This is a genomic window from Actinospica acidithermotolerans (assembly GCF_018139625.1).
Classification (GTDB): domain Bacteria; phylum Actinomycetota; class Actinomycetes; order Streptomycetales; family Catenulisporaceae; genus Actinospica; species Actinospica acidithermotolerans.
Window position 1 is genome coordinate 1 of record NZ_JAGSOH010000286.1, and the last position, 850, is coordinate 850.

Annotated in this window: 1 pseudogene; it reads right to left on the reverse strand. The window is 65.9% G+C overall.

What is annotated here, in order from left to right:
- Positions 1-727: pseudogene (locus KDK95_RS34710) on the reverse strand (tetratricopeptide repeat protein); the annotation flags it as partial.
- Positions 728-850 lie beyond the last annotated feature (123 nt).

Below are 850 nucleotides of genomic sequence, written 5' to 3' on the forward strand. Positions count from 1 at the left end.
TCCGGTACATAGCTGCGGCGCGGCGATAGACCTCAATCGCCTCCCCGAACCGCCTTGCCCCTATCAGAGCCACTCCGAGGGCGGTCATCGAGCTCGCCTCAAGTCCGACGTCGCCAAGTGCCTGGGCGGCGGCTACCGCACTGGTCTGGGTCTCGACCATCTCGGTGAAAAGTCGGCGCTGGCGAAGGTACTCCGCCAGGGCGAGCGAGACGATCAGTGCAATGTCATGGCACCCCTCTTGCGCAGAAACGCGAACCGCGGCGGCCAGATTCGCCCGGTTGTCATCGAACCACCGAAGTGCGTCGTCCTTGCACGCGAATCCGCCTGGAACAGGGATTCCCGGACGTGCGGTGAGGTAGGCGTCCGCAGTGGCCCCAGTGCCTGCGTAGTAGTCCAGTAGTCGGTCGCGTGCTGCTCGCCGCTCGTCTGCATACTCTTCGAGCGCCTCCCGGAGGTACGCGCGCACCAAGTCGTGCATGGCCCAGCGGCCGCGATCGTTACCAGTGATCAGATATGTGCCCTCCAGCGAGAAGAGCAGCTCTTCGGCTTGCCGCCGAGGTAGGTCGCAGAGGGCTGCTGCCGCTGCTGCCGCGAAGTCAACACCCTGGTCAATGGCGAGAAGCCGCAGCATCCGTGCCTCGGCCGACTTGAGGCGGTCGATGGAGACTCGCAGAGCCGCGCGCACGCCGGGCTGCAGCTCATCGTCGGGGAACTCCAACACCTCCAACCGGGCCCGTTCGTCAGCGAGCCGTGACGCGAGACTACCCACCGATCTTCGCGGCGAGTTCTTGAGCAGTGCTGCAGCGATCTGCAGCGCGAGAGGAAGCCCTCCGCAGGCCCCGGCCACCAC